Here is a 24,557-nt window from a genome sequence, read left to right on the forward strand (position 1 = left end):
GTTTCTGCGGCTTCACACCCGGGCCCCTGCCCTGTTGTGGGGGGGGGGGGGGGCCCCCCCCCCCCCCCGCCCGTTCTGTGCGCGGAAGCTCTCCGTGAGCCTTCTCTCGCTTGGTGCAAATGGTCGCAAGACACCACACAAGGGGCGAACGAGTCCCGAGTGTGGCCGACGTGACGTGTATGTTCCGGGGCCGAGAGCCATGGAAGGGACCAAACCGGTGAACAAGAAGCTCGCGGCCGCAGTGTCCGGCGGTGCGGTACTCGTACTGGCGCTGACGGGCTGCTCCAGCAGCGCTGCCGACAGCAAGAACGAGGCGCTGAACACCTGGGCCAAGCAGGTGTGCGACGCGGTGCAGCCGCAGGCGAAGAAGATCGAGGCCGCCAACGCCGCCATCCAGAAGGAGACTTCGGACAACAGCGAGCCGGCCCAGGTCCAGAAGACCGACGCACAGGCCTTCCAGGACATGGCCGACGCCTACAAGGCCATCGGCCAGGCCGTGAACAACGCCGGCGCACCCGAGGTCGACAACGGCCGGAAGAAGCAGCAGGACGCGGTCAAGGAGCTCAACGGCCTGGCGGCCTCGTACACCTCGCTGAAGCAGCAGGTGGACAAGCTCGACACCAAGAACCAGGCCAAGTTCGCGGACGGCCTCAAGGACATCGCCACCCGGCTGGACACGCTGAGCCGGACCGGGAACGACGCGCTGAAGAACCTCGAGGAGGGCGACGTCGGCCGGGCGATGGCCCAGCAGCCGAGCTGCAAGTCCGCCTCCGCCACCCCGTCCACCTCGGCCTCGTCCCCGGCGACCGGCGGCTGACGCACGCAGAGACCACGCGCACAGACGCACGCACGGACTCACGCAGAGACGCATCGCAGACACGCGCGCAGACACACGCAGGCACACGCGCGCGTGTGCTGTCGGAGTGAGCCGACACAATGGGGGGCGTGAGTGACACCAGCCTGCCCGCACTGCCCGCCTCCGACCGACCGGACGTCGCCGCCCGGCTCCGGGACGCCCTGCTCGGCGCCTCCTTCACCGCCGACGGACTGCTGGAGCTGCTCGGCGCGCCCGCGTACGCGGCCCTGGCGCGCGCCGAGACCGTGCCCGCGCTCCGGGCCACGCGCGGCGACACGTCGCTGGAACTGCTCGTCCGGCTGTTCCTGCTCCAGCAGCCGGTGCCGTACGCGCGCGTGGCGGGCGTCCTGCCCGTCGAGGCGTGCCTGGAGACCGGCTGGCTGGTCCGCGCCGGCGCGGACGAGGTCGCCGCGACCGTGGACGTCCGGCCGTACGGCGGACTCGACGGCGAGGACTGGTTCATCGTGTCCGACCTGGGCTGCGCGGTCGGTGGCGCGGGCGGGATCGGCAGCCGCGACGAGGGCGTCGTCCTCGGGGTCGGCGGTGCCTCCACGACTCTGGCCGGCATCACGGTCCGCACGCCGGTCGGCTCCGCGCTCGACCTCGGAACCGGCTCGGGCATCCAGGCGCTGCACGCCGGCCGGCACGCCACGCGCGTGACCGCGACCGACGTCAACCCGCGCGCGCTGCACATCACCGCCCTGACGCTCGCGCTGTCCGGCGCGCGGGCGGCCGATCTGCGCCAGGGCTCGCTGTTCGAGCCGGTCCACGACGACGAGCGGTTCGACCTGATCGTGTCGAACCCGCCCTTCGTGATCTCCCCGGGCGCCCGGCTGACGTACCGCGACGGCGGGATGAGCGGGGACGATCTGTGCCACACGCTCGTTCAGCAGGCGGGGGAGCGGCTGAACGAGGGCGGGTTCGCACAGTTCCTCGCCAACTGGCAGCACGTCGAGGGGGAGGACTGGCAGGACAGGCTCAGGTCATGGGTGCCCCGCGGGTGCGACGCGTGGATCGTGCAGCGCGAGGTGCAGGACGTCACGCAGTACGCCGAGCTGTGGCTGAGGGACGCGGGCGACCACCGCGGTGACGCCGCGGAGTACCAGGCGCGGTACGACGCCTGGCTGGAGGAGTTCGAGGCGCGCAAGGTCAGGGCCGTGGGCTTCGGCTGGATCACGCTGCGCAGGACGGGCTCCGCGACGCCCTCGATCACCGTGGAGGAGTGGCCGCACCCGGTGGAGCAGCCGCTCGGCGACACCGTCCGGGCGCACTTCGCCCGCGTCGACTATCTGCGGGACCACGACGACGCGGCGCTGCTCGAGGGCCACTTCCGGCTCGTGAGCGAGGTGGTCCAGGAGCAGGTCGGGCTCCCCGGCGCCGAGGACCCCGAGCACGTCGTGCTGCGCCAGAACCGCGGGATGCGCCGGGCCACCACGGTGGACACGGTGGGCGCCGGCTTCGCCGGTGTCTGCGACGGCACGCTGAGCGCCGGCCGCATCCTGGACGCCATCGCCCAGCTGATGGGCGAGAACCCGCTCCTCCTGCGCGACCGCACTCCGGCCCAGATCCGCCTGCTGGTGGAGCAGGGTTTCATCGAACCGGCGCAGACATCGGTGGAGGAAGTGGCTCGGTGACCCGTTCACGCGACCGATGAGGCCTGCGCGCCCCTGAGTGCTCGCCGGGTCCGCAGGGGCTGCCGGGACAGCGGCGAGTTCCCGTCGTTCTCGGGGCGTGTGGGCCGTTTCGATGGTGCTCGGACAAGGTTTTCGATCTTTGCCCGGGGCCGAGCCGGAAAAACGCGGGAAAAAGTGGAGAGCTTGATTCCCATCACTTCGCGGAGGCGGTCGGAGCGCCGCCCCGGGAGAGGGCCGACTCCTGTTCACCGCGGGTTGGCGTCGTCGTCGCCCGCAGGTGTCAGCCTCCCGTACCGGGGCATCCGGGGGTGGGAGGGGACGCACATGGAGAGCGGGCCGGCGATCTTCGCGGGAACGGTGTTCTCCCTGTTCGGAGCGGCCTTGCTGATGTGGACGGCGGTCCGGGTCCGGCACCGGGAACCCGTCGCCCACGGACTGCCCCGCAGCGCGTCGGCGACCCTCGCGACCCTGGCCGCCGTGACCGCCCTGACCGTCGGCGTGTGGTGCTTCGGGCGCCTGTGACGGCCGCCGCTCCTGTCCGGTCTCCGTAACTGAGAAATCACCTTCCGCATCAGCCCGAACGGCCTGGTGAGCACTCCGGGCGGCAGGAAGGGGGGTAGTCGGGTTACCGTTCGAGTGGCCGTTGCGGGCTTTTCCCGTTTGACACGGGGGCGGGATGTACCGTCACACTCCGCAGCGTCACCACCACCCGACCCCCGGGAAATCAAGGCCTGGGGAGGCCCAAGCGTCGACCGGAGAGAAGAGCGAAGTTGTCCCCGACCAGCGAGACCGCACAGGGCGGCCGCCGACTCGTCATCGTCGAGTCGCCTGCCAAGGCGAAGACGATCAAGGGCTACCTCGGCCCCGGCTACATCGTCGAGGCGAGCGTCGGGCACATCCGCGACCTTCCCAACGGTGCCGCGGAGGTACCCGAGAAGTACACCGGCGAGGTCCGCCGCCTCGGTGTGGACGTGGAACACGACTTCCAGCCGATCTATGTCGTCAACGCGGACAAGAAGGCCCAGGTCAAGAAGCTCAAGGATCTGCTGAAGGACTCCGACGAGCTCTTCCTCGCCACCGATGAGGACCGCGAGGGCGAGGCCATCGCCTGGCACCTCCAGGAGGTGCTCAAGCCGAAGATCCCGGTCAAGCGGATGGTCTTCCACGAGATCACCAAGGACGCCATCCGGGAGGCGGTCGCCAACCCGCGCCAGCTCAACCAGCGGCTGGTCGACGCCCAGGAGACCCGGCGCATCCTCGACCGCCTCTACGGCTACGAGGTCTCGCCCGTGCTGTGGAAGAAGGTCATGCCGCGGCTTTCGGCGGGCCGGGTCCAGTCCGTCGCGACACGCCTCGTGGTCGAGCGGGAGCGCGAGCGCATGGCGTTCCGTTCCGCCGAGTACTGGGACCTGACCGGCACCTTCGCCACCGGCCGGGCGGGTGACGCGAGCGACCCGTCGTCGCTGGTCGCCCGGCTGCAGACCGTCGACGGCAGGCGGGTCGCGCAGGGCCGCGACTTCGACTCCCTGGGACAGCTCAAGAGCCCGAACACCCTCCACCTCGACGAGGCCGCCGCCCGCGCCCTGGCCGCCGCCCTGGAGGACACGCGCTTCTCCGTCCGGTCCGTCGAGTCCAAGCCGTACCGCCGCTCGCCGTACGCGCCGTTCCGTACGACGACGCTCCAGCAGGAGGCCAGCCGCAAGCTCGGCTTCGGCGCCAAGGCGACGATGCAGGTCGCGCAGAAGCTGTACGAGAACGGCTACATCACGTACATGCGTACGGACTCCACGACGCTGAGCGACACGGCGATCGCCGCCGCCCGCGCCCAGGTCACCCACCTGTACGGCGCCGACTACCTGCCGCCGCAGCCCCGTACGTACGCCGGGAAGGTCAAGAACGCGCAGGAGGCGCACGAGGCGATCCGTCCTTCGGGTGATCGTTTCCGCACGCCCGCCGAGACCGGCCTGACCGGCGACCAGTTCAAGCTCTACGAGCTGATCTGGAAGCGGACGGTCGCCTCCCAGATGAAGGACGCGACCGGGAACAGCGTGACCGTGCGGATCGGCGGCGCCGCGGCCGACGGCCGGGACGTCGAGTTCAGCGCGTCCGGAAAGACGATCACCTTCCACGGCTTCCTCAAGGCGTACGTCGAGGGCGCCGACGACCCCAACGCCGAGCTCGACGACCGCGAGCGCCGGCTGCCCCAGGTCGGCGAGGGCGACGCGCTCACGGCCGAGGAGATCACGGTCGACGGCCACGCCACCAAGCCCCCGGCCCGCTACACCGAGGCCAGCCTGGTCAAGGAGCTGGAAGAGCGGGAGATCGGCCGCCCGTCGACGTACGCGTCGATCATCGGCACCATCCTCGACCGCGGCTACGTCTTCAAGAAGGGCACGGCCCTGGTGCCGTCCTTCCTGTCCTTCGCGGTGGTCAACCTCCTGGAGAAGCACTTCGGGCGGCTCGTCGACTACGACTTCACCGCCAAGATGGAGGACGACCTCGACCGCATCGCGCGCGGCGAGGCGAAGGCCGTGCCGTGGCTGAAGCGCTTCTACTTCGGCGAGGGCACCGGCCACGGCGGCGCCGCCGAGGCCGGCAACGGCGACGGGGACCACCTCGGCGGGCTCAAGGAGCTGGTGACCGACCTGGGCGCGATCGACGCGCGCGAGGTGTCGTCGTTCCCGGTGGGCAACGACATCGTGCTGCGGGTCGGCCGCTACGGCCCGTACATCGAGCGCGGTGAGAAGGAGACCGACACCCACCAGCGCGCCGACATCCCGGCCGACCTGGCCCCGGACGAGCTGTCCGTCGAGTTCGCCGAGGAACTGCTCGCCAGGCCGAGCGGCGACTTCGAGCTGGGCACCGACCCGGCCACCGGCCACGCGATCGTCGCCAAGGACGGCCGCTACGGCCCGTACGTCACCGAGGTGCTCCCCGAGGGCACCCCGAAGACCGGCAAGAACGCGGTCAAGCCCCGTACGGCCTCGCTGTTCAAGTCGATGTCCCTGGACACCGTCACCCTGGACGACGCCCTGAAGCTCATGTCGCTGCCGCGCGTCGTCGGCGCCGACGCCGACGGTCAGGAGATCACCGCGCAGAACGGCCGCTACGGTCCGTACCTGAAGAAGGGCACGGACTCGCGCTCGCTCCAGTCCGAGGACCAGCTCTTCACGATCACGCTGGAGGAGGCGCAGGCGATCTACGCCCAGCCCAAGCAGCGGGGCCGCGCGGCCGCCAAGCCGCCGCTGAAGGAGCTTGGCGAGGACCCGGTCAGCGGAAAGCCGGTCGTGGTGAAGGACGGCCGCTTCGGCCCGTACGTCACCGACGGCGAGACCAACGCGACCCTGCGCTCCGGCGACAGCGTCGAGGCGATCACCCCGGAGCGCGGTTTCGAGCTCCTCGCGGAGAAGCGCGCCAAGGCCCCGGCCAAGAAGACCGCGAAGAAGGCCGCCGCCAAGAAGACGACGGCGAAGAAGACGGCGTCCACGGCCGTGAAGAAGACCGCGGCGAAGAAGACGACCACCGCCAAGAAGACGGCCGCCAAGAAGACCACCGCGAAGAAGACCACCGCGAAGGCGACGGCCGCCAAGGCGGCGGAGGACTGATCGCGGCGGATCCCTCGCGGCTCCTTTGCGAAAGGCACGCCCCGGCATCACTTTGATGTCGGGGCGTGCGCACCTCCGGACGGTCACTCCAAGCTGTCGGTGGGTCCCGATAGGCTGAACGCATGACGCGAGCCGAGCAGCCAACGGCCCACACCTCCGCACCCGACGACGCACTCATGGCCGATTCCCGCGAGCGCGCCGTCCGCGCCCTGCTGCGCCGGCCGCAGCTTCGGCGACTGTGGAGCGCCCAACTGGTGGGAGGCGTCGGGGACATCCTCGCGCTCCTGGTCCTGGTCGTCCTCGCCCTCCAGGCGGCGGTCGCCGCGGGCCCCTTCGGCGGTGGCTACCGGGGCGTGGCCTTCGCAGTGGCGACGGTCTTCGGAGCGCGCGTCCTGGCGACGCTGCTCTTCGGCGCGGTCCTCCTCGGGCCCCTCACCTCGCTCACCTCCCAGGAGGGACCGCTCGACCGGCGCTGGACCATGGTCGGCGCCGACGGTCTGCGCGCCGCCCTGCTGATCGTCGCGCCCCTGTGGATCGACTGGACGCCGGACGACGCCCTGGCCTTCCTCCTGGTCACCGTCTTCGTGACCGGGGTCGCCGAGCGTTTCTGGAGCGTGTGCCGTGAGGGCGCGGCCCCCGCGCTGCTGCCCGCCCCGCCCCCGGAGGGCGCCACGGTGCGCCCGCTCCCGGACCACATGGACGCCCTGCGCCGCCTGTCGCTGCGGACCACCTTCCTGGCGGTCCCGCTGGCGGCCGCCGCCCTGGTCGCCGCCTCCCTGCTCAACAACCTCCTGGGCACCGGCATCGCCTGGTTCGACCAGCACCAGGCGGCCCTCGGCGCATACGTCGCGGCCGGTCTGTTCGCCGCGTCCCTGTCCGTGCTGACCTACCTGGAACTGCCCGGCACCCGCACCCCGCGTCCGCGCTCGCCGCTGGAGGGGCTGCGCCGCCCGAAGACGGGTTCCGGCGTCGACAAGGGCCGCACGGGTGCCGTTCCGCTGCTCGTGCTCGCCTGCGCGTCCGTCGCCGGGGCGATCGCCGCCGCGGTCGCCGTCTGCGTGCTGCACGCCACGGACCTGCGTGGCGGCCCGGTGCTCTACGGGCTGGCGGTGCTCGCCCTGACCGGCGGTGTCGCCGTCGGCATCCGTACGGCGCCGAAGGCGCTGGTGTCCCTGTCGCGGCGGCGGCTGCTGGCCCTGACGATCGCGCTCACCGGCGTCGCCCTGCTCGCCGCCGGGCTGGTCCCCGACGTCACCACGGTCCTGCTGATCCTCGCGCTGGCCGGAGTGAGCGCGGGCGCCGCGGCCAACACCGGGCACACGCTGCTCGACCAGGAGGCCGAGGACTACCGCAAGCCGCGCATGACCGAGCACCTGCACGCGGTGGTGCGGGTCTTCGTGGCGCTCGGTGCCGTGCTCGCTCCCGTGGTCGCGGCCGGGATCGGCCCGCACCGCCTCGAGGACGGCCGGTTCGTGTTCGCGCACGGCGGCGCCGCGTTCACGCTCATGCTGGTCGGCGCGCTGCTCCTGCCGGTGGCCGCGCTGGTCCTCGCCAAGGTCGACGACCGCTCCGGCGTACCGCTGCGACAGGACCTCGTCGACGCCCTGCGGGGTGGCGACGACCCGGTGACAGCCCCCGCGGAGTCCGGATTCTTCATCGCCCTGGAAGGCGGTGACGGCGCCGGCAAGTCCACGCAGGCCGAGGCGCTCGCCGACTGGATCAGGGCCAAGGGCCACGAGGTCGTCCTCACCCGCGAGCCGGGCGCCACTCCCGTGGGCAAGCGGCTGCGCTCGATCCTGCTGGACGTGTCCTCGCAGGGCCTGTCCCACCGTGCGGAGGCGCTGCTGTACGCCGCCGACCGCGCGGAGCACGTCGACACGGTCGTACGGCCCGCGCTGAAGCGGGGCGCCGTCGTGATCACCGACCGGTACATCGACTCCTCCGTCGCCTACCAGGGCGCGGGCCGCGACCTGTCCCCGACGGAGATCGCGCGGATCTCCCGCTGGGCGACGAACGGTCTTGTGCCGCACCTGACGGTCCTGCTGGACGTCTCGCCGGAGACCGCCCGTGAACGGTTCACGGAGGCTCCCGACCGTCTGGAGTCGGAGCCGGCCGAGTTCCACGCGCGCGTGCGGTCCGGTTTCCTGGCGCTGGCCGCCGCCGACCCCGGCCGTTACCTCGTGGTGGACGCCGGGCAGGAGCCCGAGGCGGTGACCACGGTCGTCCGGCACCGGCTCGACCAGATGCTGCCGCTGTCCGAGGCCGAGCTGAAGGCACAGGAGGAAGCGCGGAAGAAGGCCGAGGAGGAGGCGCGCCGCAAGGCGGAGGAGGAGGCCCGGCGCAAGGCCGAGGAGGAGCGCCTGGAGCGCGAGCGCCAGGAGCAGCTGGCGCGGCTGCGCGCCGAGGAGGAGGAGCGCAAGCGGCGCGAGCTGGAGGAGGCGCAGCGGCGCGAGGCCGAGCGGCAGGCCGAGGAGGCCCGGCAGCGCGCCGAGGAGGCCCGGCGCAAGGCCGAGGAGGAGCAGGCCCGGCTGCTCGCGGAGGAGCGGGCACGGGCGGACGCCGAGGCGCGCCGCAAGGCCGAGGAGGAGCAGCGGCGCCGGCAGGCCGAGGAGGAGGAGCGGCTGCGCGCCGAGGCCGAGGCGCGGCGGCTGGAGAAGCAGCGCAAGGCCGAGGAGGCCCTGCTGCGGGCGGAGGAGGCCCGGCGGGCGGCGGAGCAGGCCACGGCCACCGCGCAGGCGGGTCCGCGCCGGTCCACCGAGCCGGCAGCCGCGGCGGTGCCGCCGGAGGAGGTGACCGTGCCGACGCCGCTGGTGACGCCGACGAACGCGTCGGGCGGGCCCGCCGACGAGACGGCGGTGCTGCCGCCGGTGCGGGACGAGCGGGGGAGCGGCAGGCCGTCGGGCGAGGGCCCTGACCACTCGGCCCACTCGGCCCAGGGGGCGGGCCGGGCCTCGGGCGAGGACTCCCGTGGGACGTCGCGCGGGTCGGCGGAGTCGTGGCTGCGGACGGCGGGCGAGTCCGAGTCCGAGGTGACCGCGAAGCTGCCGAAGCCCGTGGTTCCGCCGGGGGCCGCCGACGAGACGGCCGTACTGCCGCCCGTCCCGCCGGGCGCCGTGGACGAGACCGCCGTACTGCCGGCTTTCACGCCGGGCGCCGCGGACGAGACGGCGGTCCTGCCTCCGGTGCGCGGGGAGGACCCCACGGACCGGGTTCCGCCCGGCTTCTTCCGGGACGAGCGGGGCGAGCGGTCGCCGGCCGCGCGGCCCGACCAGGGCGACGACCGTACGCGGGAGCTGCCCCAGGTCGACGCCGAGGCGGTCGCCAGGCGGCGGCCGCGGCCGGACTGGGCCGAGGAGACGCCGCTCGACGATCTGCCGACCCTGGCGGACGAGCTGTTGGGCTCGCGCGAGGACGGCAAGGGGTTCGACGACGGCGACGACGGCCGGGGACGGGGCGGGCGGCGCTGAGCCGTCAGACCGGTGGCGCCGAGCCGTCGGACGGGCGCCGATCGGGGCGATCGGGCGATCGGGGCGGTGGTGCGCCTGCCGATGCGCACGAGGCCGCCCGCTGTGTTGTCAGTGATGCCCCGCACAGTTGTCAGTGGTGCCCCGCACAATGGATCCCGCACCACGAACCATGACGAAAGGGCGGCGTGACCCATGAGCGTGTGGGACGACCTCGTCGGGCAGGAGAAGGTCAGCGAACAGCTGAGCGCCGCTGCCCGGGACGCCGACGCCCTGGTCACCGCGGTCGCCACGGACGCACCGCCCCCGGAGGCGTCGAAGATGACGCACGCGTGGCTGTTCACGGGGCCGCCCGGCGCGGGGATCACGCAGACGGCGCGTGCCTTCGCAGCCGCCCTCCAGTGCGTGAGTCCCGACCGCGCCCTCGGCGGCGTCCCCGGCTGCGGATTCTGCGACGGCTGCCACACGGCGCTGGTCGGCACCCACGCCGACGTCAACACGGTCGCCGCCGTCGGCGCGGAGATCCTCGTCAAGGACATGCGCGACACCGTCCGCAAGTCCTTCACCTCACCGGCGAACGGCCGCTGGCAGGTGATCCTTGTCGAGGACGCCGAGCGGCTGAACGAGAAGTCCGCCAACGCCGTGCTGAAGGCGGTCGAGGAACCCGCCCCGCGCACGGTCTGGCTGCTGTGCGCCCCCTCGGTCGAGGACGTCCTGCCCACGATCCGCTCCCGCTGCCGCCACGTGAACCTGCGCACGCCGTCGGTGGACGCCGTCGCGGACATGCTCGTACGCCGGGAGGGCGTCGACCCCGCCGTCGCCGCCGCCGCGGCCCGCGCCACCCAGGGCCACATCGATCGGGCCCGCCGCCTGGCCACCGACCCGGCCGCACGCGAACGCCGCACCTCCGTCCTGAAGCTCCCGCTGCGCGTGGACGAGATAGGCGGCTGCCTCAGGGCGGCCCAGGAACTGGTCGACGCGGCGGCGGACGACGCCAAGGCACTCGCGGAGGAGATGGACGCCAAGGAGGCCGAGGAGCTGAAGGCGGCGCTGGGCGCGGTCCAGGGCGGCCGGCTGCCCCGCGGCACGGCGGGCGTGATGAAGGACCTGGAGGACAAGCAGAAGCGCCGCCGCACCCGCACCCAGCGCGACAGCCTCGACATCGCCCTGGCCGACCTGACCGGCCTCTACCGGGACGTCCTGGCCCTCCAGCTCGGCTCCCGCGTGGCCATCGCCAACGCGGACGTCGAGGACACCCTGGAGCGCCTCGCCCGCGGCGGCTCGCCCGAGTCCACCCTGCGCCGCATAGAGGCGGTCGCCGCCTGCCGCGACGCCCTCGACCGCAACGTGGCCCCGCTGCTGGCGGTGGAGGCGATGACGATGGCCCTGAGGGCGGGCTGACGAGTACGCCAAGTACGCCGAGTACGCCGAGAACGCGAGTGCACGGAGTACCCCGAATACGCCGGGAGGCCGGGAACGCCGAGGCCACCGGCGTCGATGGCGTCACTCGTACGGGGAACGCCCCGCACGTAACGCACTCACGACATCGCGGAGAGTTACGCTCGCTGGATGCACATCAGGCGCGCCCTTCGTCCGAACAGCAGCAGCGGCCCCCGGCCCCGAACCCCGCTCCGCGCGGCCCGCGCGGGCGGCACCCTCCTGGCGGCCGCCGCCCTGCTGGTCTCGGCCTGCACCCCCGGCACCACGCAGCGCCGGACCGAGCCCGCGGCGGACGCGGCGCTGGCCGCCCTGCCGCGGGCCACGCCACCCATCCTGTCGCCGTACTACGAGCAGAAGCCGGCCTGGCGCAACTGCGGGGTGTCCGGCTTCGAGTGCACGACGCTCAAGGCGCCGCTCGACTACGACCGGCCCGCCGCCGGCGACGTCCGGCTGGCCGTGGCCCGCAAGAAGGCGTCCGGCCCGGGCAAGCGGCTCGGCTCACTCCTGCTGAACCCGGGCGGACCGGGCGGCTCGGCCGTCGCCTACCTCCAGCACTACGCCGGTGTCGGGTACCCGGCCGAGATCAGCGCCCGCTACGACCTGGTCTCGATGGACCCGCGCGGGGTCTCCCGCAGCGAGGCCGTGCAGTGTCTCGACGACCGGGACATGGACACGTACACACAGACCGACTTCACGCCCGACGACAGCAAGGAGGTCGACGCGCTCGTCGCCGCGTACCGCAAGTTCGCGGAGGGCTGCGGCGCGCGCGCCGCCCGCCTGCTGCGGCACGTCTCCACGGCGGAGGCGGCGCGCGACATGGACATCCTGCGCGCGGTGCTGGGCGACGGAAAGCTGAACTACGTCGGCGCCTCGTACGGGACGTTCCTCGGGGCCACGTACGCCGGCCTGTACCCGGACCGCGTCGGCCGCCTGGTCCTGGACGGGGCGATGGACCCCTCGCTGTCGGCGCGCCAGATGAACCTGGACCAGACGGCGGGCTTCGAGGAGGCCTTCCAGTCGTTCGCGAAGGACTGCGTACAGCAGAGCGACTGCCCGCTCGGGGGCCGCGGCGCGACGCCGAAGCAGGTCGGCGACCGGCTCGCCGCCTTCTTCCGCAAACTCGACGCCCGGTCGATCCCCGCCGGTGACGCCGGAGGACGCCGCCTCGGCGAGTCCCTCGCCACCATCGGGGTGATCGCGGCGATGTACGACCAGGCGGCCTGGCCGCAACTGCGCTCGGCGCTGGCCTCGGCGATGAAGAAGAACGACGGCTCCACCCTGCTGGCTCTCTCCGACAGCTACTACGAACGCGACTCCGGCGGCCACTACAGCAACCTGATGTACGCCAACGCCGCCGTGAACTGCCTGGACCTGCCGGCGCCCTTCGCCGGCCCCGAGCAGGTGGAGGAATCCCTCCCCGCCTTCGAGAAGGCCTCCCCGGTCTTCGGCCGCGGCCTCGCCTGGAGCACGCTGAACTGCGCGTACTGGCCGGTGCAGCCCACCGGCCGGCCCCATCGCATCGAGGCCAAGGGCGCGGCCCCCATCGTGGTCGTCGGCACCACCCGGGACCCGGCGACCCCCTACCGCTGGGCCCAGTCCCTGTCCCGCCAGCTCTCCTCGGCCCACCTGCTGACCTACGACGGCGACGGTCACACCGCCTACCGCCGCGGCAGCCGCTGCATCGACTCCGCGATCAACACCTACCTCCTCCGGGGCACCCCTCCGACGAACGGGAAGCGCTGCTCGTGACCACCGCGCCGCACCCCGGAGTCCAGGCCCCAGGGGCGCTCCGGGGGGCGTGCGAAGCACCTCCGGAAACTGTGTAGACTTACCGACGTTGCCGATCGCATCATGATGCGGCAGCGCGCCGCTTTAGCTCAGATGGCCAGAGCAACGCACTCGTAATGCGTAGGTCTCGGGTTCGAATCCCGAAAGCGGCTCCATCGGAAAGACCAGCTGGGAATGCTCCTGGCTGGTCTTTCGGCGTTCGGCCGTGGGATGCGGAAGCGCGTGGGCGCGGCGGGCGGTGAGTGTCACGCTCGCGGTGTCGTCGACTCTCGTCGTGCGTAAGTCCCGGGTTCGAATCCCGTAAGCGGTTCCACGGGGAGGACCGGCGGGGAACGCTCCCAGCTGGTCCTTTGTCGTTCAGTGGTCCCCGGCCGAGTTCGCCGCCACGACGGGCAGGCGTACTTTTGGAATCAGGCAAGGGTGACTCCCGGTCGGAACGTCCAGGCCTCGGTGGAAGCCATGAGGGCGCATGCGAGATCTTCGGGCGGCCTGGCGGTCCCGGATCAAGGCCTTGGACCACGGAACCGAGCGGGGTGCGTACTCACACAGCAGGCGCGGAGGGGTCATGGCCGAGCTCGGTAAGGCGGGTAACCCGCCGAACCCTGCCGCGGTGCTGCGCGAGCCCTCACGGCTGGCCGCGGTGGACGCCGTCCGCGCGGTCGACGAGCTGACCACGGACGCCTTCGCCCGGTCCGTGGGCCTGGCCGTACGGCTGCTGGACACCCGAATGGCCCTGATCAGTCTGGCCGGGGCGGACCGGCAGTTCATCCGGGGCGGGATCGGCAGAGCCGTACCGCGGCACGGGGAGCAGGAGCGAGTCGACTGGGGTTTCTGCTCCGAGGTGGTGGTGTCGGGCCGGCCACTGGTCATCGACGACGTCCGGAACGACTCCGCGCGCCGCTCCGACCTCGCGGTCGCCGCCACCGGCATGCGCGCGTACCTGGGCGTGCCGCTGCTGCTGGAGGAACTGTCGATCGGCGCGCTGTACGTGATCGACACCAGGCCGAGGGTGTGGGACACGGAGCAGCGGTGCGCCCTGGAGCAACTGGGCGCCTCGGTGATGAGCGAGATCCGGTTGCGGCTGGACGCGGCCGAACACGGGCGGCTCTACGAGCAGGCCGCGGCCGCCGCCGTGGTCGAGCACAGAAGGTCCCAGCAGTTGCAGGACCTGGCCCGGTCCAGTCTGCGGATCAACGCCGCGCCGTCACTGGAGTACGCCCTCCAGACGGTCACCGAGGAGGCCAGGTCGCTGGTGGGCACGCACCAGTCGGTCACCAGCATGACCACGAACCTCCGCTGGGCCCAGGCGATCAACGCGGTCTCCCTGTCGGACAAGTACGGCGAGTACCGCTTCTTCGACGCGCCCCCTGTCGGAGAGGGGATCTATGTCCTGGTGTGCAAGGAGAACCGGCCGATGCGGATGACCCAGGACGAGCTGGAGGCCCACCCGGCCTGGCGGGGCTTCGGCTCCTACGCCGCCGTTCATCCGCCGATGCGCGGTTGGCTGGCCGTCCCGCTGATCGCCACCGACGGTCGCAACCTGGGACTGATCCAGCTCTCGGACAAGAAGGACGGCAGCGACTTCACGGCCGACGACGAGGCGATCCTCGTCCAGCTCTCCCAGCTGGCCTCGGCGAGCATCGAGAAGGCCGCGGCGCTGGAGAACCAGTACGAGATCGCCCGCACCCTGCAGAGCAGTCTGCTGCCGCAGCAGCTGCCCGAGCACTCGGCGGTGTCGGCCGCCTCCCGATATCTGCCTGCCGCACCCCGTGCCGGGGTCGGCGGCGACTGGTTCGACGTGATCGGGCTCTCCGGTGCCCGGGTCGCGCTCGTGGTCGGGGACGTGGTCGGCCACGGCATCCACGCCGCCGCGGCCATGGGCAGGCTGCGCACGGCCGTGCGCACCCTCGCCGATGTCGATCCCACCCCGGAGGAACTGCTCACCAGGCTGGACGACCTGGTGAGCCGGCAGTGCGCGGAATCGGGCGTCGACGACGGTGCGGACCCGGCCGGCGGAGGCGCCGTGGACGTCGGAACCACCTGCCTGTACGCGGTGTACGACCCGGTGACCGGGCGTTGCTCCCTGGCCAGTGCCGGCCATCCGGCGCCCGTCATCGTCGCCCCGGACGGCAGCGCCGACTTCCTCGACCTGCCCTCCGGGCCGCCGCTCGGTGTCGGCGGCGTGCCGTTCGAGACGGTGGAGATGGAGGTGCCCGAGGGCTGTCTGCTCGCCTTCTACACCGACGGCCTGGTCGAATCCCGGCAGCGCGACCTGGAAGCGGGAATGGAAGAACTGCGGGAGGCGCTGACCGAGCCGTGCGACTCGCTGGAAGCGCTGTGCGACCACGTGGTCAAGACGCTGCTGCCCGATCCCCCGACCGACGACGCGGCGCTGCTGCTGGTCCGGCCGCACGGCCTGGACGAGACGCGGGTCGTCACCTGGGACATCGCCGCGGAACCGGCCGAAGTGGCCCGGATCCGCGCTCGGACCGCCCGCCTGCTGGCGGCCTGGGGGCTGGAGGAGATCGGCTTCGTGACCGAGCTGGTGGTGAGCGAACTGGTCACCAACGCCATCCGGTACGGCCAGCCCCCCATACAGATGCGGCTCATCTACGACCGGACGATCATCTGCGAGGTCTCCGACGCCAGCAGCACCGCCCCGCATCTGCACCAGGCCCGCATCTTCGACGAGGGCGGACGCGGCCTGATGCTGGTCGCCCGGCTCACCCAGCGCTGGGGCACCCGCCACGCCCGTGACGGCAAGACCATCTGGTGCGAGCAGGCCCTGCCCGCGGAAGGCCTGCCGGTGGAAGGCCTGCCCATGGAGGGTCTGCTCGCGGAGGGCCTGCTTCTGGACGACCTGCTGCCGCCCGACGCACAGCAGTGACCCGGCCTTTCGTGTCGTCTTCCGGGTTCCGGGAGTGCCGGCGCGCGCCCGGTCGGGCCGCCCGCCGTGATCCGTATGTGATCGGCGAGCCGTAGTCTCACCGCCCGGCTGTGGAATGCGCGGAACGCGCGGACAAGGGCGGGGGACGGTCATGACGTATCGGCGCGCGGCGATACCGGCGCTGGTCGGGGGCCTGCTGATCACGGCGTTGCTGTGGTGGGCGGGGGCGAGCGTGCAGGCGCTGCACCTGGCGGGCACCGCCGACGCGATCGGCGGCCGGACCGCCGCCGAACTCGAACACTGGCTCATCCCCTGGTCGTACGACCCTCCGGACGTCGTGCGGTTCGGTGACGAGGCGTCCGACTGGGTCAACGGCACGCCTGACCCGGACGGAGCGCGCTACCTGGTCCTCCACCACACCGCGATGCAGATCCGTTTCGGCGCGGTGTTCGCCTTCTTCGTGCCCGGCGCGCTGCACCTGGTCCGCAGGCTTCCGCCGGTCCACGGCCGGCTGCCCGCCACGCTGCTCGCGGTGTGGGCCTGGGGACTGGTGGCGGGGACCCTGGCGGTGACCGTCTCCGCGCCGTGGCTGATCGCCTCGCAGGGGCGCGGCAGTTACCGCTTCCTGCCCCAGTTGGCGGGCACGATCTCGTCCGGGCGGCAGATCCTGGTGGTGGCCGCGCTGGTCGCGGCGGTGGGGACGGTGTTCGCGGCCCGGATCACCGCGAAGGGGGCCGGTCCGCTGCCGCGGCAGGCCGTCCCGGCGCGCGCCGCCCGCGTTGCCGCCACCGCCGGGACCGCGATCATCGCGCTGTCCCTGGTCGTTCTCTCGTACCAGTCGGTGGCAGCCGCCATCCAGAGGATCGACCCGGTCGGCGGGCTGTTCGCCGAGCCGGGTGAGCTGCTGCGCCAGTGGCTGCTGCTCGGCGGCTGGGCGGGCCCGGCGGGCGCGCCGTTCGGCGACTGGTTCCTGCACCGACTTCCCGACGTACTGGTGCTCGTGGTGGTGTGGTGGGGGCTGCGGTGGCTGCCCGTGCTGCTGACCCGGGCCACCGTCCCGGCGATGGCGGTCGGCGCGGTGTGCGCGACCGTCCTCGGACTGCTGGCGAGCCAGTTGCTGCGGATGGCGACGGACGGGGCGGGCCTGCGCTGGGGGTTGACGTATCTGTCCGCGGGCCTCGGGAACGGCGTTCCCGCCGCACTGACCTGCGGCCTGGTGGCGGGGGTCGTGGCCGCCACGACGCTGCGGCTGACCGTGGCCGGACGAGCCGACGGCGTCCCCGAAGCCGCACCCTCCGCGGAGAGCCCCGCCCACCACTGAGAGGGCCTGCGGACGACGGGGCCACGGGCCACGGGGGCACGCCGGGGCTTGCGCCGCGGAGTGCCCCCGTGGAGTGGGAGTGCCCTCGTGCCCACGTGGGAGAGGGCACGGAGGGTGTTCAGCGCATCGCGCGGGCGTGTGTGCGCTCGAAGACGGCGAAGGCCGCCTCCTGGCGCCACTCGAGTTCCGCCTTGGGGCTGCGGGACAGCAGGCGCTGACAGGCCGGGGTCCGTACGGGCAGGCCGGGGCGCTCGCCGCGGCAGGCCGGCACGACCCGGTAGCCCGCGGTGGTGGGATTGCCCTGCCACAGGCTCGCACCGGGCAGGAAGGCGTACTGGAGCGAGGCGCGCGCGAGGTCCTTCAACTCGGCGTAGGAAAGGCCGTAGGCCGTGGCGGCGTACTGGTACTCGTGGCTGATGTCGATCCGGGACACGCCGGGGTCGTCGGTGGCCAGCACGATGGGGACGCCGTAGCGGCGATACGTGGTGAAGGGGTGGTCGGCGCCCTTCACCCCGAGGATCTGGGCGTTGCTGGTGAAGGGCACTTCGACGGCGACCTGGCGGGCGGCCATGGTGCGGGCCGTGCTCCGCCAGCCGTCCTCGTGGACGAGGTCGACGCCGTGGCCGACGCGCTCGGTGCGGGCGACGTCGACGGCCTCCTCGATGTGGAACCTCAGGTCCTTGGGCTTGACCAGCCCGGGCCACAACTCGCCCGCGTGCAGGGTGACATGGGCCTTCGGGTACTGACCGCGCAGATAGCGGACCATGTGCATCTGGAGGCCGTAGTCGCGCAGCGCGACGTCCCCGTCCTCCGGCTGGACGAGGTTGACCGCGACGAAGCGCGGGTCTCGCTCGGCCAGCCGCATGCCCAGGGCGAGTTGGGTGAAGACCCGCTCCGGGGCGCTGCCGCGGGAGGCCTGGGAGACCCAGCGGACGGTGAGCCGGCAGCCGGGCCGGGCCGTGCGGGTTCCGCAGTGCTCGGTCGCGCGGAACTCGGCGTCGCCGTCGTCGGCCTCCTTGCGGGCAGCGGCGACCAGCTTGTCCAGCTTTCCGCCGGCCACCAACTTGCGGTGCAGCGCGGCGAGATCGCTGTCCCAGCCGATCTCGGCGGCCAGTTGCTTCGCGCCGTCGGAGGCCGGGGTGACCATGGTCTCCAGATAGAACTGGTTCTGGCCCGCGGCGTGGTCGGCGACCTGGGCGAGCAGCTTGCCCCGGTGCCGCCAGGTCACCTCGCCGAACTTCCCGAAGGTGTCGAAGAAGTGGTCGTGGCCGTTGCCGCCGGGCGGGAAGTCCTCCATGGACCACGCGCGGACCAGCGCGTCGTGGAAGGCGCGGTCGGTCCTGGCGTCCGCCGCGGGGCGGGTCCCGGGCCGGCACGGCGGCGCGACGGCGGTCAGCGTCGCGGTCTCGACGCACAGCCCGTCCTCGGCGGCCAGTTTGATCAGGTACTCCGTGGACACCGCGCCGGAGAGATGGTTGTGCAGGTCCCCGCCCTTGGGCAGGCTCACGAAGAACCCGCGCAAGCGCACGGGCCGGGAGCGCAGCGATCTCAGGTAGGCGTCCGTACGGGCCTCCGCGACCGTCATCGGCCTGGACTGCGGCACGGCACGCGACGGGAGCCCGCTGCCGGTCTGTCGCGCGCCGGCGGGCTGCGCGTCGGCGGACGGGGCGGTCAGGAGGGACAGGGCGAGGAGGGAGCCCACGGCGGCCGGAACGGCCCGGCGGCGTGCGGCACTTCGGAGTTGCATGCTCACTCGGGCATGATCGGGGAACAAACATGGCAGAACCGGTTCTCCCGGACATTTTTCGACGGACAGTACCCGACCGAGTGACCGCGCGGAATTGCGCGGACATCACCCGGGCGGTTGACGGACTCACGGCGTGGGGTGCGGTTTCGTCCCGGTTCAGGGAGGGTTGCGGTGAGGCGGGGGTAAGAGGCCGCAAAGTGAGGTGGCGTCAGAGCAACCGGCGCCGCCCGGGCGACATCCTGGTGAACGAGGGGCGCCGTGCGGGCGCCGTTGTCGTCGGATGGGATGAGGGCCGTGGTGGAGCCGAGGATCGCTGTCGCGGTGGTGACCATGGGCAACCGGCCTGCCGAGGTCGACGCCCTGCTGGAGTCCGTGGCCAAGCAGGATCTCGCGCCCGCGCGCATCGTGATCGTCGGCAATGGGTGCCGGCTGCCCGAGTTCGCCCGCCGGCTGTCCCTGCCCGGCGAGGTCACGGCGGTCGATCTCGACGAGAACCTCGGCTGTCCCGGCGGGCGCAATGTCGCCCTGGCCCGGCTGCGGGAGTTCGGGGACGTGGACGTGGTCGTGGAGCTGGACGACGACGGGCTCCTGGTCGACGCCGACGTGCTGCGCCGGGTACGGGATCTGTACGCCGCCGACCCGCGCCTCGGCATCGTCGGCTTCCGCATCGCCGACGAGTGCGGCGAGACCCAGCAGCGGCACGTGCCGCGGATCGGCGGGTCGGATCCGATGCGGGGTGGGTACGTCACCGGGTTCCTCGGCGGCGGCCACGCCCTGCGGATGGCGATGCTGGAGCAGACCGGGGACTGGCCCGCGGAGTTCTTCTTCGCGCACGAGGAGACCGACCTGGCCTGGCGTGCCGCCGACGCCGGCTGGAAGATCCTCTACGCGCCCGAGCTGCTCCTGCGGCACCCGAAGACCTCGCCCGCCCGGCACGCGATCTACTACCGGGTCACCGCCCGCAACCGGGTCTGGCTGGTCCGGCGGCGGCTGCCGCTCCCGCTCGTCCCGGTGCACCTCGGCGTGTGGACGCTGCTCACCCTGGTGCGGACCCGTTCGCTCGCCGGGCTGCGGGCCTGGTTCGGCGGTTTCGTGGAGGGGCTGCGCGAGTCCGCGGGGGAACGGCGGCCCATGCGCTGGCGGACCGTGTGGCGGCTGACCAGGCTCGGCCGGCCGCCGGTCGTCTGACCGCCGGATCACGACGGGCGGGGGCCGCGCGGGGCCCGGTGCGTGCTGGGGGCGGGTCCCTACGGTGTTCGGGCCGTTTGCCGGGCTCACGCGGTGTTCGGGCTCCGTCTGCCGGGTCTGTACGGTGTTCGGTCCCGCGCCGCCCCCGCGCTCACGTCCTGCCCGGCTCACGTCCTGCCCGGCTCACGTCCCGCCCGGCTCACGTCCCGCCCCCGCGCTCACTTCGCGTCGGCGTAGCACTCCACCACCGCCGTCGTGAACGGAAACCGCACCGGGGTCTCGCCGAACGTCAGCCGTCCCGCCACCTCCGCGGCCTGCCGGATCGCCTCGACGACCGTGTCCGCCTCCTCCTTCGGGCAGTGCACGATCACCTCGTCGTGCTGGAAGAAGACCAGCTCGGCCGCAATGTCCCGGCAGGTGCGGCGCAGCGCCGCGAGCAGCAGCAGGGCCCAGTCCGCGGCGCTGCCCTGCACGACGAAGTTGCGGGCGAACCGGCCTCGGGCACGCGAGTTGGTGGAGGCGTACCCCGGCATCCAGCCCTGGTCGGCGGGTGGCGCGGAGGCCGGGTCGTCCTGCGGGAGGCCCGCCTCCCCGGTCGCGTCATCGGTCGTCCCGGCGGCCGGGGGACACGTGCGGCCCAGCCAGGTCCGTACGAGCCGGCCCTCCTCGCCCGCCCGCGCGGCCTCGTCGACGTACGCCACCGCCTTGGGGAAGCGGCGTCTGAGGGCGGCGAGGTTCTTCAGACCGTCGCCGGAGGTCTGCCCGTAGACCGCGCCCAGCACGGCGAGTTTCGCCTGGGCGCGGTCGCCGGAGAAGGCCCGGTCGGACACCGACTGGTAGAGGTCGGCGTCCCGGCCCGCCACCTCCATCAGCCCCGGGTCGCGGGAGATCGCCGCCAGCACCCGCGGCTCCATCTGGGCGGCGTCGGCGACGACCAGCCGCCAGCCGGGGTCGGCCACCACGGCCCGGCGGATGACCTTGGGGATCTGCAGCGCGCCCCCGCCGTTGGTCACCCAGCGGCCGGTGACCGTGCCGCCGGCGAGGAACTCCGGTCTGAACCGCCCCTCGCGCACCCAGTCCTGGAGCCAGGACCAGCCGTGGGCGACCCAGATCCGGTACAGCCTCTTGTACTCCAGCAGGGGTTCGACGGCCGGGTGGTCGACGGACCGGAGCTCCCAGCGGCGGGTGGACTTCACCCTGATCCCGGCCCGGGCGAAGGCCTTGACCACGTCGGCGGGCAGATCCGGCCGCACCCGGTGGCCGAAGGCGGCGGACACCTCGTCCGCGAGTTCGGCCAGCCGGCGGGGCTCGCCGCCGCCCGCGTACCGCTCGCCGAGCAGTTCGTGCAGCACCTCGCGGTGCACGTCCGCGCGCCAGGGCAGGCCCGCGCGGTTCATCTCGGCCGCCACCAGCGTGCCCGCCGACTCGGCGGCGGTCAGCAGGCGCATGCGGTCGGGGTGCTCGGCTCGCTCGTGCCGCCGCTGCTGCTCGGCGTAGACCGTGATCAGGTCCGCCAGCGGCAGGCCCACGCCCTGCGGCTCGAAGAGCGAGGACTGCGCGCCGGGTTCGGCGGACCGGTGCGGCGGGTCCGGCGGTACGCGGCCGCCGCGCAGCCTGGCCAGGGCGGCGGCGGCCGAGCGGGGCTCGCCGTGGCGCCCCTCGTGGCCGAGGAGGAGCGTCTCGGCGTCCTCGATGTCGTAGCACCGCTCCACCCGCACGCCCGCGGCGAGCAGGCGTGGATAGACCTCGGCGGTGGACCGCCACACCCATCGTGTGACGTCCGGTCTGCCGCGGACCGCCTCCGCGAGGCCGGCGGCACGGTGCACCGGACCTGCGGGCAGGCCGTCCCGGCCGAGGGGGGCGACCTCGGCGCCGCCGTCCTCGGCCGGTGCCAGAGCCCACCGGTCGGTCATGTCGGCGAGTGTCGCAGGCGGGTCTGACAACGGGTCTGACAACGGGCTCCGGCCCGCTGCCCGGGAAGGCGGTCAGCCGTCCTGTCCGCCGTCGTGCGGCTCATGGTCCTCGTCCTGCCGTGCGCGGTCCTTCACCAGCTCCGCCAAGGCCGCCGCGACGTACTCCTCGGTGCGTGCCTTGTCCAGGCCGAGGCCGCTGAGGACGCCCTCGCCGTTCTCCAGCTCCAGCAGGGCCAGCAGGATGTGCTCGGTGCCGATGTAGTTGTGGCCGAGGCGCAGGGCCTCACGGAAGGTGAGTTCCAGGGCCTTCTTGGCGGCCGAGCCGTAGGGGACCAGCTCGGGAGCGTCGGCGGACGCGGGCGGCAGGGCGGCGGTCGCGGCTTCCCGGGCGGCGTCCAGGGTGACGCCCTGGGCCTCGATGGCCTGCGCGGCCATGGCCTCCGGTTCGGCGAGCAGCCCGAGGACCAGGTGCGCGGGCGTTCCCTCGGTGCTCCCGGCGGCCTTGGCCTCCTCGTGGGCGGTCATGACCACCTTGCGGGCGCGGGGCGTGTACCGGCTGAAACCCTGGCTGGGGTCCAGGTCGGCCGACTCCTTGGGCACGAACCGCTTCTGCGCGGCCTGCCGGGTGACGCCCATGCTCCTGCCGATGTCGGTCCAGGAGGCACCGGAACGGCGGGCCTGGTCGACGAAGTGCCCGATGAGGTGGTCCGCCACCTCGCCGAGGTGTTCGCCGGCGAGCACGGCGTCCTGGAGCTGCTCGAGGGGTTCCTGGTGGACCTTCTTGATGGCCGAGATGAGGTCGTCCAGACGGACGCTCGACCTGATGGTGGGGTTCGTCATGTGTCAACCGTAGGTTGCGCTCCTCCGGGGTGTCAACCCGAAGTTGACACCCTGGAGGATGTTCCGCGGTCGGTTTGTCCACAGGGTGTGGACAGAGTCGCGCGCACCTCGTGGCACGATCGAGCGGTGAGTACGTCCAGCACCGTCGACCGGGCCTTCCGGGCCGCCCTGTACGCGCCTTCCGACGACGCCCTCGACGCCGGCGCCTCCCTGCTGGCCGCCGACCCCGGGGTGGACGCCGAACTCGCCCGGCGCGGGCAGGAGTTCGTGGCGACGGCGTGGCAGCGAGGCTGGCGGCCCGCCGATGTCGCCCGGATCGTGCGGCGGGAGCTCGACGAGGTCCATGTGCGGCTGCTCGCGGGGCTCGTCCGCAGGCAGGCGGCCGACGACCGGCCGCGCGGCCCGCGCTGGGCCGCCCAGCTCGACGGACTGCCGTCCGGGGAACCGCCCCGCACCGACCGTTTCTCGCATGCCACCGCCGTCCTGGAGCTCTACCGCCTGCTGCTGCGGCTCCCCGCGCTCGAACCTCTGGACGAGCCCGCGCCCGCGCCCCGGACCGAGTCCCGCATGCTCACCCGGATCCGGGCGCTGCTCGCCAAGGCGGAGGCGACCGGGTACCCGGAGGAGGCGGAGGCGCTGAGCGCCAAGGCGCAGGAGCTGATGGCGCGGCACAGTGTGGACGAGGCGCTGCTCGCCGCCCGTGCCCCGTCGCCCGACGCCCCCGGCGCCTGCCGGATCGGTGTCGAGCCGCCGTACGAACAGGCCAAGGCCGTGCTGCTGGACGCCGTGGCCACCGCGAACCACTGCCGTGCCGTGTGGAACGAGGCCCTCGCGTTCTCCACCGTCGTCGGCTTCGAGGCCGACCTGGAGGCGGTCGAACTGCTCTACGCCTCCCTGCTGGTCCAGGCCACGACGGCGATGACCAGGGCGGAGGCCGCCCAGCGAGCGGGCGGGCGCAAGCGGACCAAGACCTTCCGGCAGTCCTTCCTCGCCGCCTACGCCCACCGAGTCGGCGCCCGCCTCGCGGCCGCCGCCGAGACCCAGGTGACCGCGGACCTGCTGCCCGTCCTGGCGAGCCGGGACGTCGCGGTCACCGACCGGGTGGACCGTTTGTTCCCGGAGACGACCACCACCCGCCTGCGCGGGGTGAGCGACACGGCGGGGTGGACGGAGGGCGCCCGGGCGGCGGACCGGGCCCAGGTGAGGTCCCGCCCGCCGCTCGGCCGACGTGCCGCGCCACCCGCGTGAACGGCGTCGGTCAGTCGCCGGCCTGCTGGAGGGCCGTCACCGACGCGTCCGGGTCGCCCACGTTCTTCCTGCCCTGGACCGGGCCGTAGGACCACGGGAAGTCCTGGCTGCCGGACGCTCCGGGCAGGCTGAGCTTCAGTGACGTCACCGCGAGGCTCTTGGCGTCGTTCTCCTTGCCCCGCACGTAGGTGAGAGTGAAGGACGCCGTGTCGTCCTTGGCGAGAGTGAGCTTCTCCGGCTTGCCGGACTTGTCCTGCGGGACGGTCGCCGTGACGTCGCCGGCGGACAGGGTGGCGCCCGGGAAGCCCTCCAGGGTGCACCGCGCACCCCGGTTGGTGACGGTGACGGGCACATTGCCCGTGTCCCCGGCGGCGGGCGCGGCGTTGGCCGGACCGACCTGAACCCCGACCTCGGTGATCCGGCAAGCCGTGCCGCCGGTGTTCTTGTCCCCGGAGCCAGTGCTGCTTCCGCCGCTGTCGCAGGCGGTGAGCAGGAGGGCCGCGGCGAAGGCGGTGACGGTGATCGGAATGGCGCGCATGAACTGGTCCCTTGGATCGTGACGATGCCCGAGGATCATCACGCACGAGCGGGCGGCGCGGTTGCCCGCCCCGCGGTCGGCCCCGCGC

Annotated in this window: 15 protein-coding genes and 1 tRNA gene; 12 read left to right on the plus strand and 4 right to left on the minus strand. The window is 72.9% G+C overall.

The features are described 5' to 3' along the window. The first annotated feature begins 199 nt into the window (after positions 1–199). The 10 genes from ACWC91_RS33060 (at position 200) to ACWC91_RS33105 (ending at position 16,995) form a co-directional block, all read left to right on the plus strand. Positions 200–817, plus strand: a complete 618-nt coding sequence (locus ACWC91_RS33060) for a small secreted protein (protein WP_225076942.1) — start codon at positions 200–202, stop codon at positions 815–817. A gap of 119 nt (positions 818–936) precedes the next feature. Next, positions 937–2,490: a DUF7059 domain-containing protein gene (locus ACWC91_RS33065; RefSeq protein WP_450640188.1), complete on the plus strand. Its 1,554-nt coding sequence runs from the start codon at positions 937–939 to the stop codon at positions 2,488–2,490. A gap of 324 nt (positions 2,491–2,814) precedes the next feature. Beyond that, positions 2,815–3,012 carry a hypothetical protein gene (locus ACWC91_RS33070; protein ID WP_225076940.1) on the plus strand — a complete coding sequence of 66 codons (198 nt, stop codon included), beginning with the start codon at positions 2,815–2,817 and terminating at the stop codon, positions 3,010–3,012. A gap of 248 nt (positions 3,013–3,260) precedes the next feature. Then, positions 3,261–6,095 (plus strand): type I DNA topoisomerase, encoded by a 2,835-nt coding sequence (topA, locus tag ACWC91_RS33075; RefSeq protein ID WP_450640190.1) that lies wholly within the window; start codon positions 3,261–3,263, stop codon positions 6,093–6,095. 122 nt (positions 6,096–6,217) lie between these two features. Continuing rightward, complete coding sequence (tmk, locus tag ACWC91_RS33080) at positions 6,218–9,562, plus strand: dTMP kinase (protein ID WP_450640192.1); 3,345 nt, start codon at positions 6,218–6,220, stop codon at positions 9,560–9,562. Between the two features lie 192 nt (positions 9,563–9,754). Further along, positions 9,755–10,960, plus strand: coding sequence for a DNA polymerase III subunit delta' (locus tag ACWC91_RS33085; protein ID WP_450640193.1), 1,206 nt, complete (start codon positions 9,755–9,757; stop codon positions 10,958–10,960). 168 nt (positions 10,961–11,128) lie between these two features. Beyond that, on the plus strand, positions 11,129–12,748 hold the full coding sequence (locus ACWC91_RS33090; RefSeq protein WP_225076936.1) for an alpha/beta hydrolase: 1,620 nt from the start codon (positions 11,129–11,131) through the stop codon (positions 12,746–12,748). Positions 12,749–12,865: 117 nt separating this feature from the next. Further along, positions 12,866–12,942 (plus strand) — tRNA-Thr (locus tag ACWC91_RS33095). 410 nt (positions 12,943–13,352) lie between these two features. Beyond that, positions 13,353–15,674 (plus strand): SpoIIE family protein phosphatase, encoded by a 2,322-nt coding sequence (locus tag ACWC91_RS33100; RefSeq protein WP_225076935.1) that lies wholly within the window; start codon positions 13,353–13,355, stop codon positions 15,672–15,674. 151 nt (positions 15,675–15,825) lie between these two features. Then, positions 15,826–16,995 carry a hypothetical protein gene (locus tag ACWC91_RS33105; RefSeq protein ID WP_450640196.1) on the plus strand — a complete coding sequence of 390 codons (1,170 nt, stop codon included), beginning with the start codon at positions 15,826–15,828 and terminating at the stop codon, positions 16,993–16,995. Positions 16,996–17,113: 118 nt separating this feature from the next. Here ACWC91_RS33105 and ACWC91_RS33110 read toward each other — a convergent pair whose 3' ends face one another. Then, positions 17,114–18,742: an adenosine deaminase family protein gene (locus tag ACWC91_RS33110; protein WP_450640239.1), complete on the minus strand. Its 1,629-nt coding sequence runs from the start codon at positions 18,740–18,742 to the stop codon at positions 17,114–17,116. 294 nt (positions 18,743–19,036) lie between these two features. On the opposite strand from ACWC91_RS33110, the gene ACWC91_RS33115 reads away from it, so the two are divergent. After that, positions 19,037–19,930 carry a glycosyltransferase family 2 protein gene (locus tag ACWC91_RS33115; protein ID WP_225076933.1) on the plus strand — a complete coding sequence of 298 codons (894 nt, stop codon included), beginning with the start codon at positions 19,037–19,039 and terminating at the stop codon, positions 19,928–19,930. A gap of 218 nt (positions 19,931–20,148) precedes the next feature. Here the strand turns inward: ACWC91_RS33115 and ACWC91_RS33120 are convergent, their stop codons facing one another. After that, positions 20,149–21,843, minus strand: coding sequence for a bifunctional 3'-5' exonuclease/DNA polymerase (locus tag ACWC91_RS33120; RefSeq protein ID WP_450640198.1), 1,695 nt, complete (start codon positions 21,841–21,843; stop codon positions 20,149–20,151). Positions 21,844–21,915: 72 nt separating this feature from the next. Then, complete coding sequence (locus tag ACWC91_RS33125) at positions 21,916–22,683, minus strand: Clp protease N-terminal domain-containing protein (protein WP_225076931.1); 768 nt, start codon at positions 22,681–22,683, stop codon at positions 21,916–21,918. A 126-nt stretch (positions 22,684–22,809) separates the two neighbouring features. Between ACWC91_RS33125 and ACWC91_RS33130 the strand changes: the two genes are divergently transcribed. Beyond that, positions 22,810–23,931, plus strand: coding sequence for a DUF2786 domain-containing protein (locus tag ACWC91_RS33130; RefSeq protein ID WP_281156511.1), 1,122 nt, complete (start codon positions 22,810–22,812; stop codon positions 23,929–23,931). A 10-nt stretch (positions 23,932–23,941) separates the two neighbouring features. Here the strand turns inward: ACWC91_RS33130 and ACWC91_RS33135 are convergent, their stop codons facing one another. Beyond that, the gene (locus ACWC91_RS33135; RefSeq protein WP_225076929.1) at positions 23,942–24,469 is read right to left on the minus strand and encodes a DUF4232 domain-containing protein; all 528 of its coding nucleotides are present in this window, start codon (positions 24,467–24,469) and stop codon (positions 23,942–23,944) included. Between the last annotated feature and the right edge of the window lie 88 nt (positions 24,470–24,557).

This window comes from Streptomyces sp. NPDC001204, from assembly GCF_053598035.1.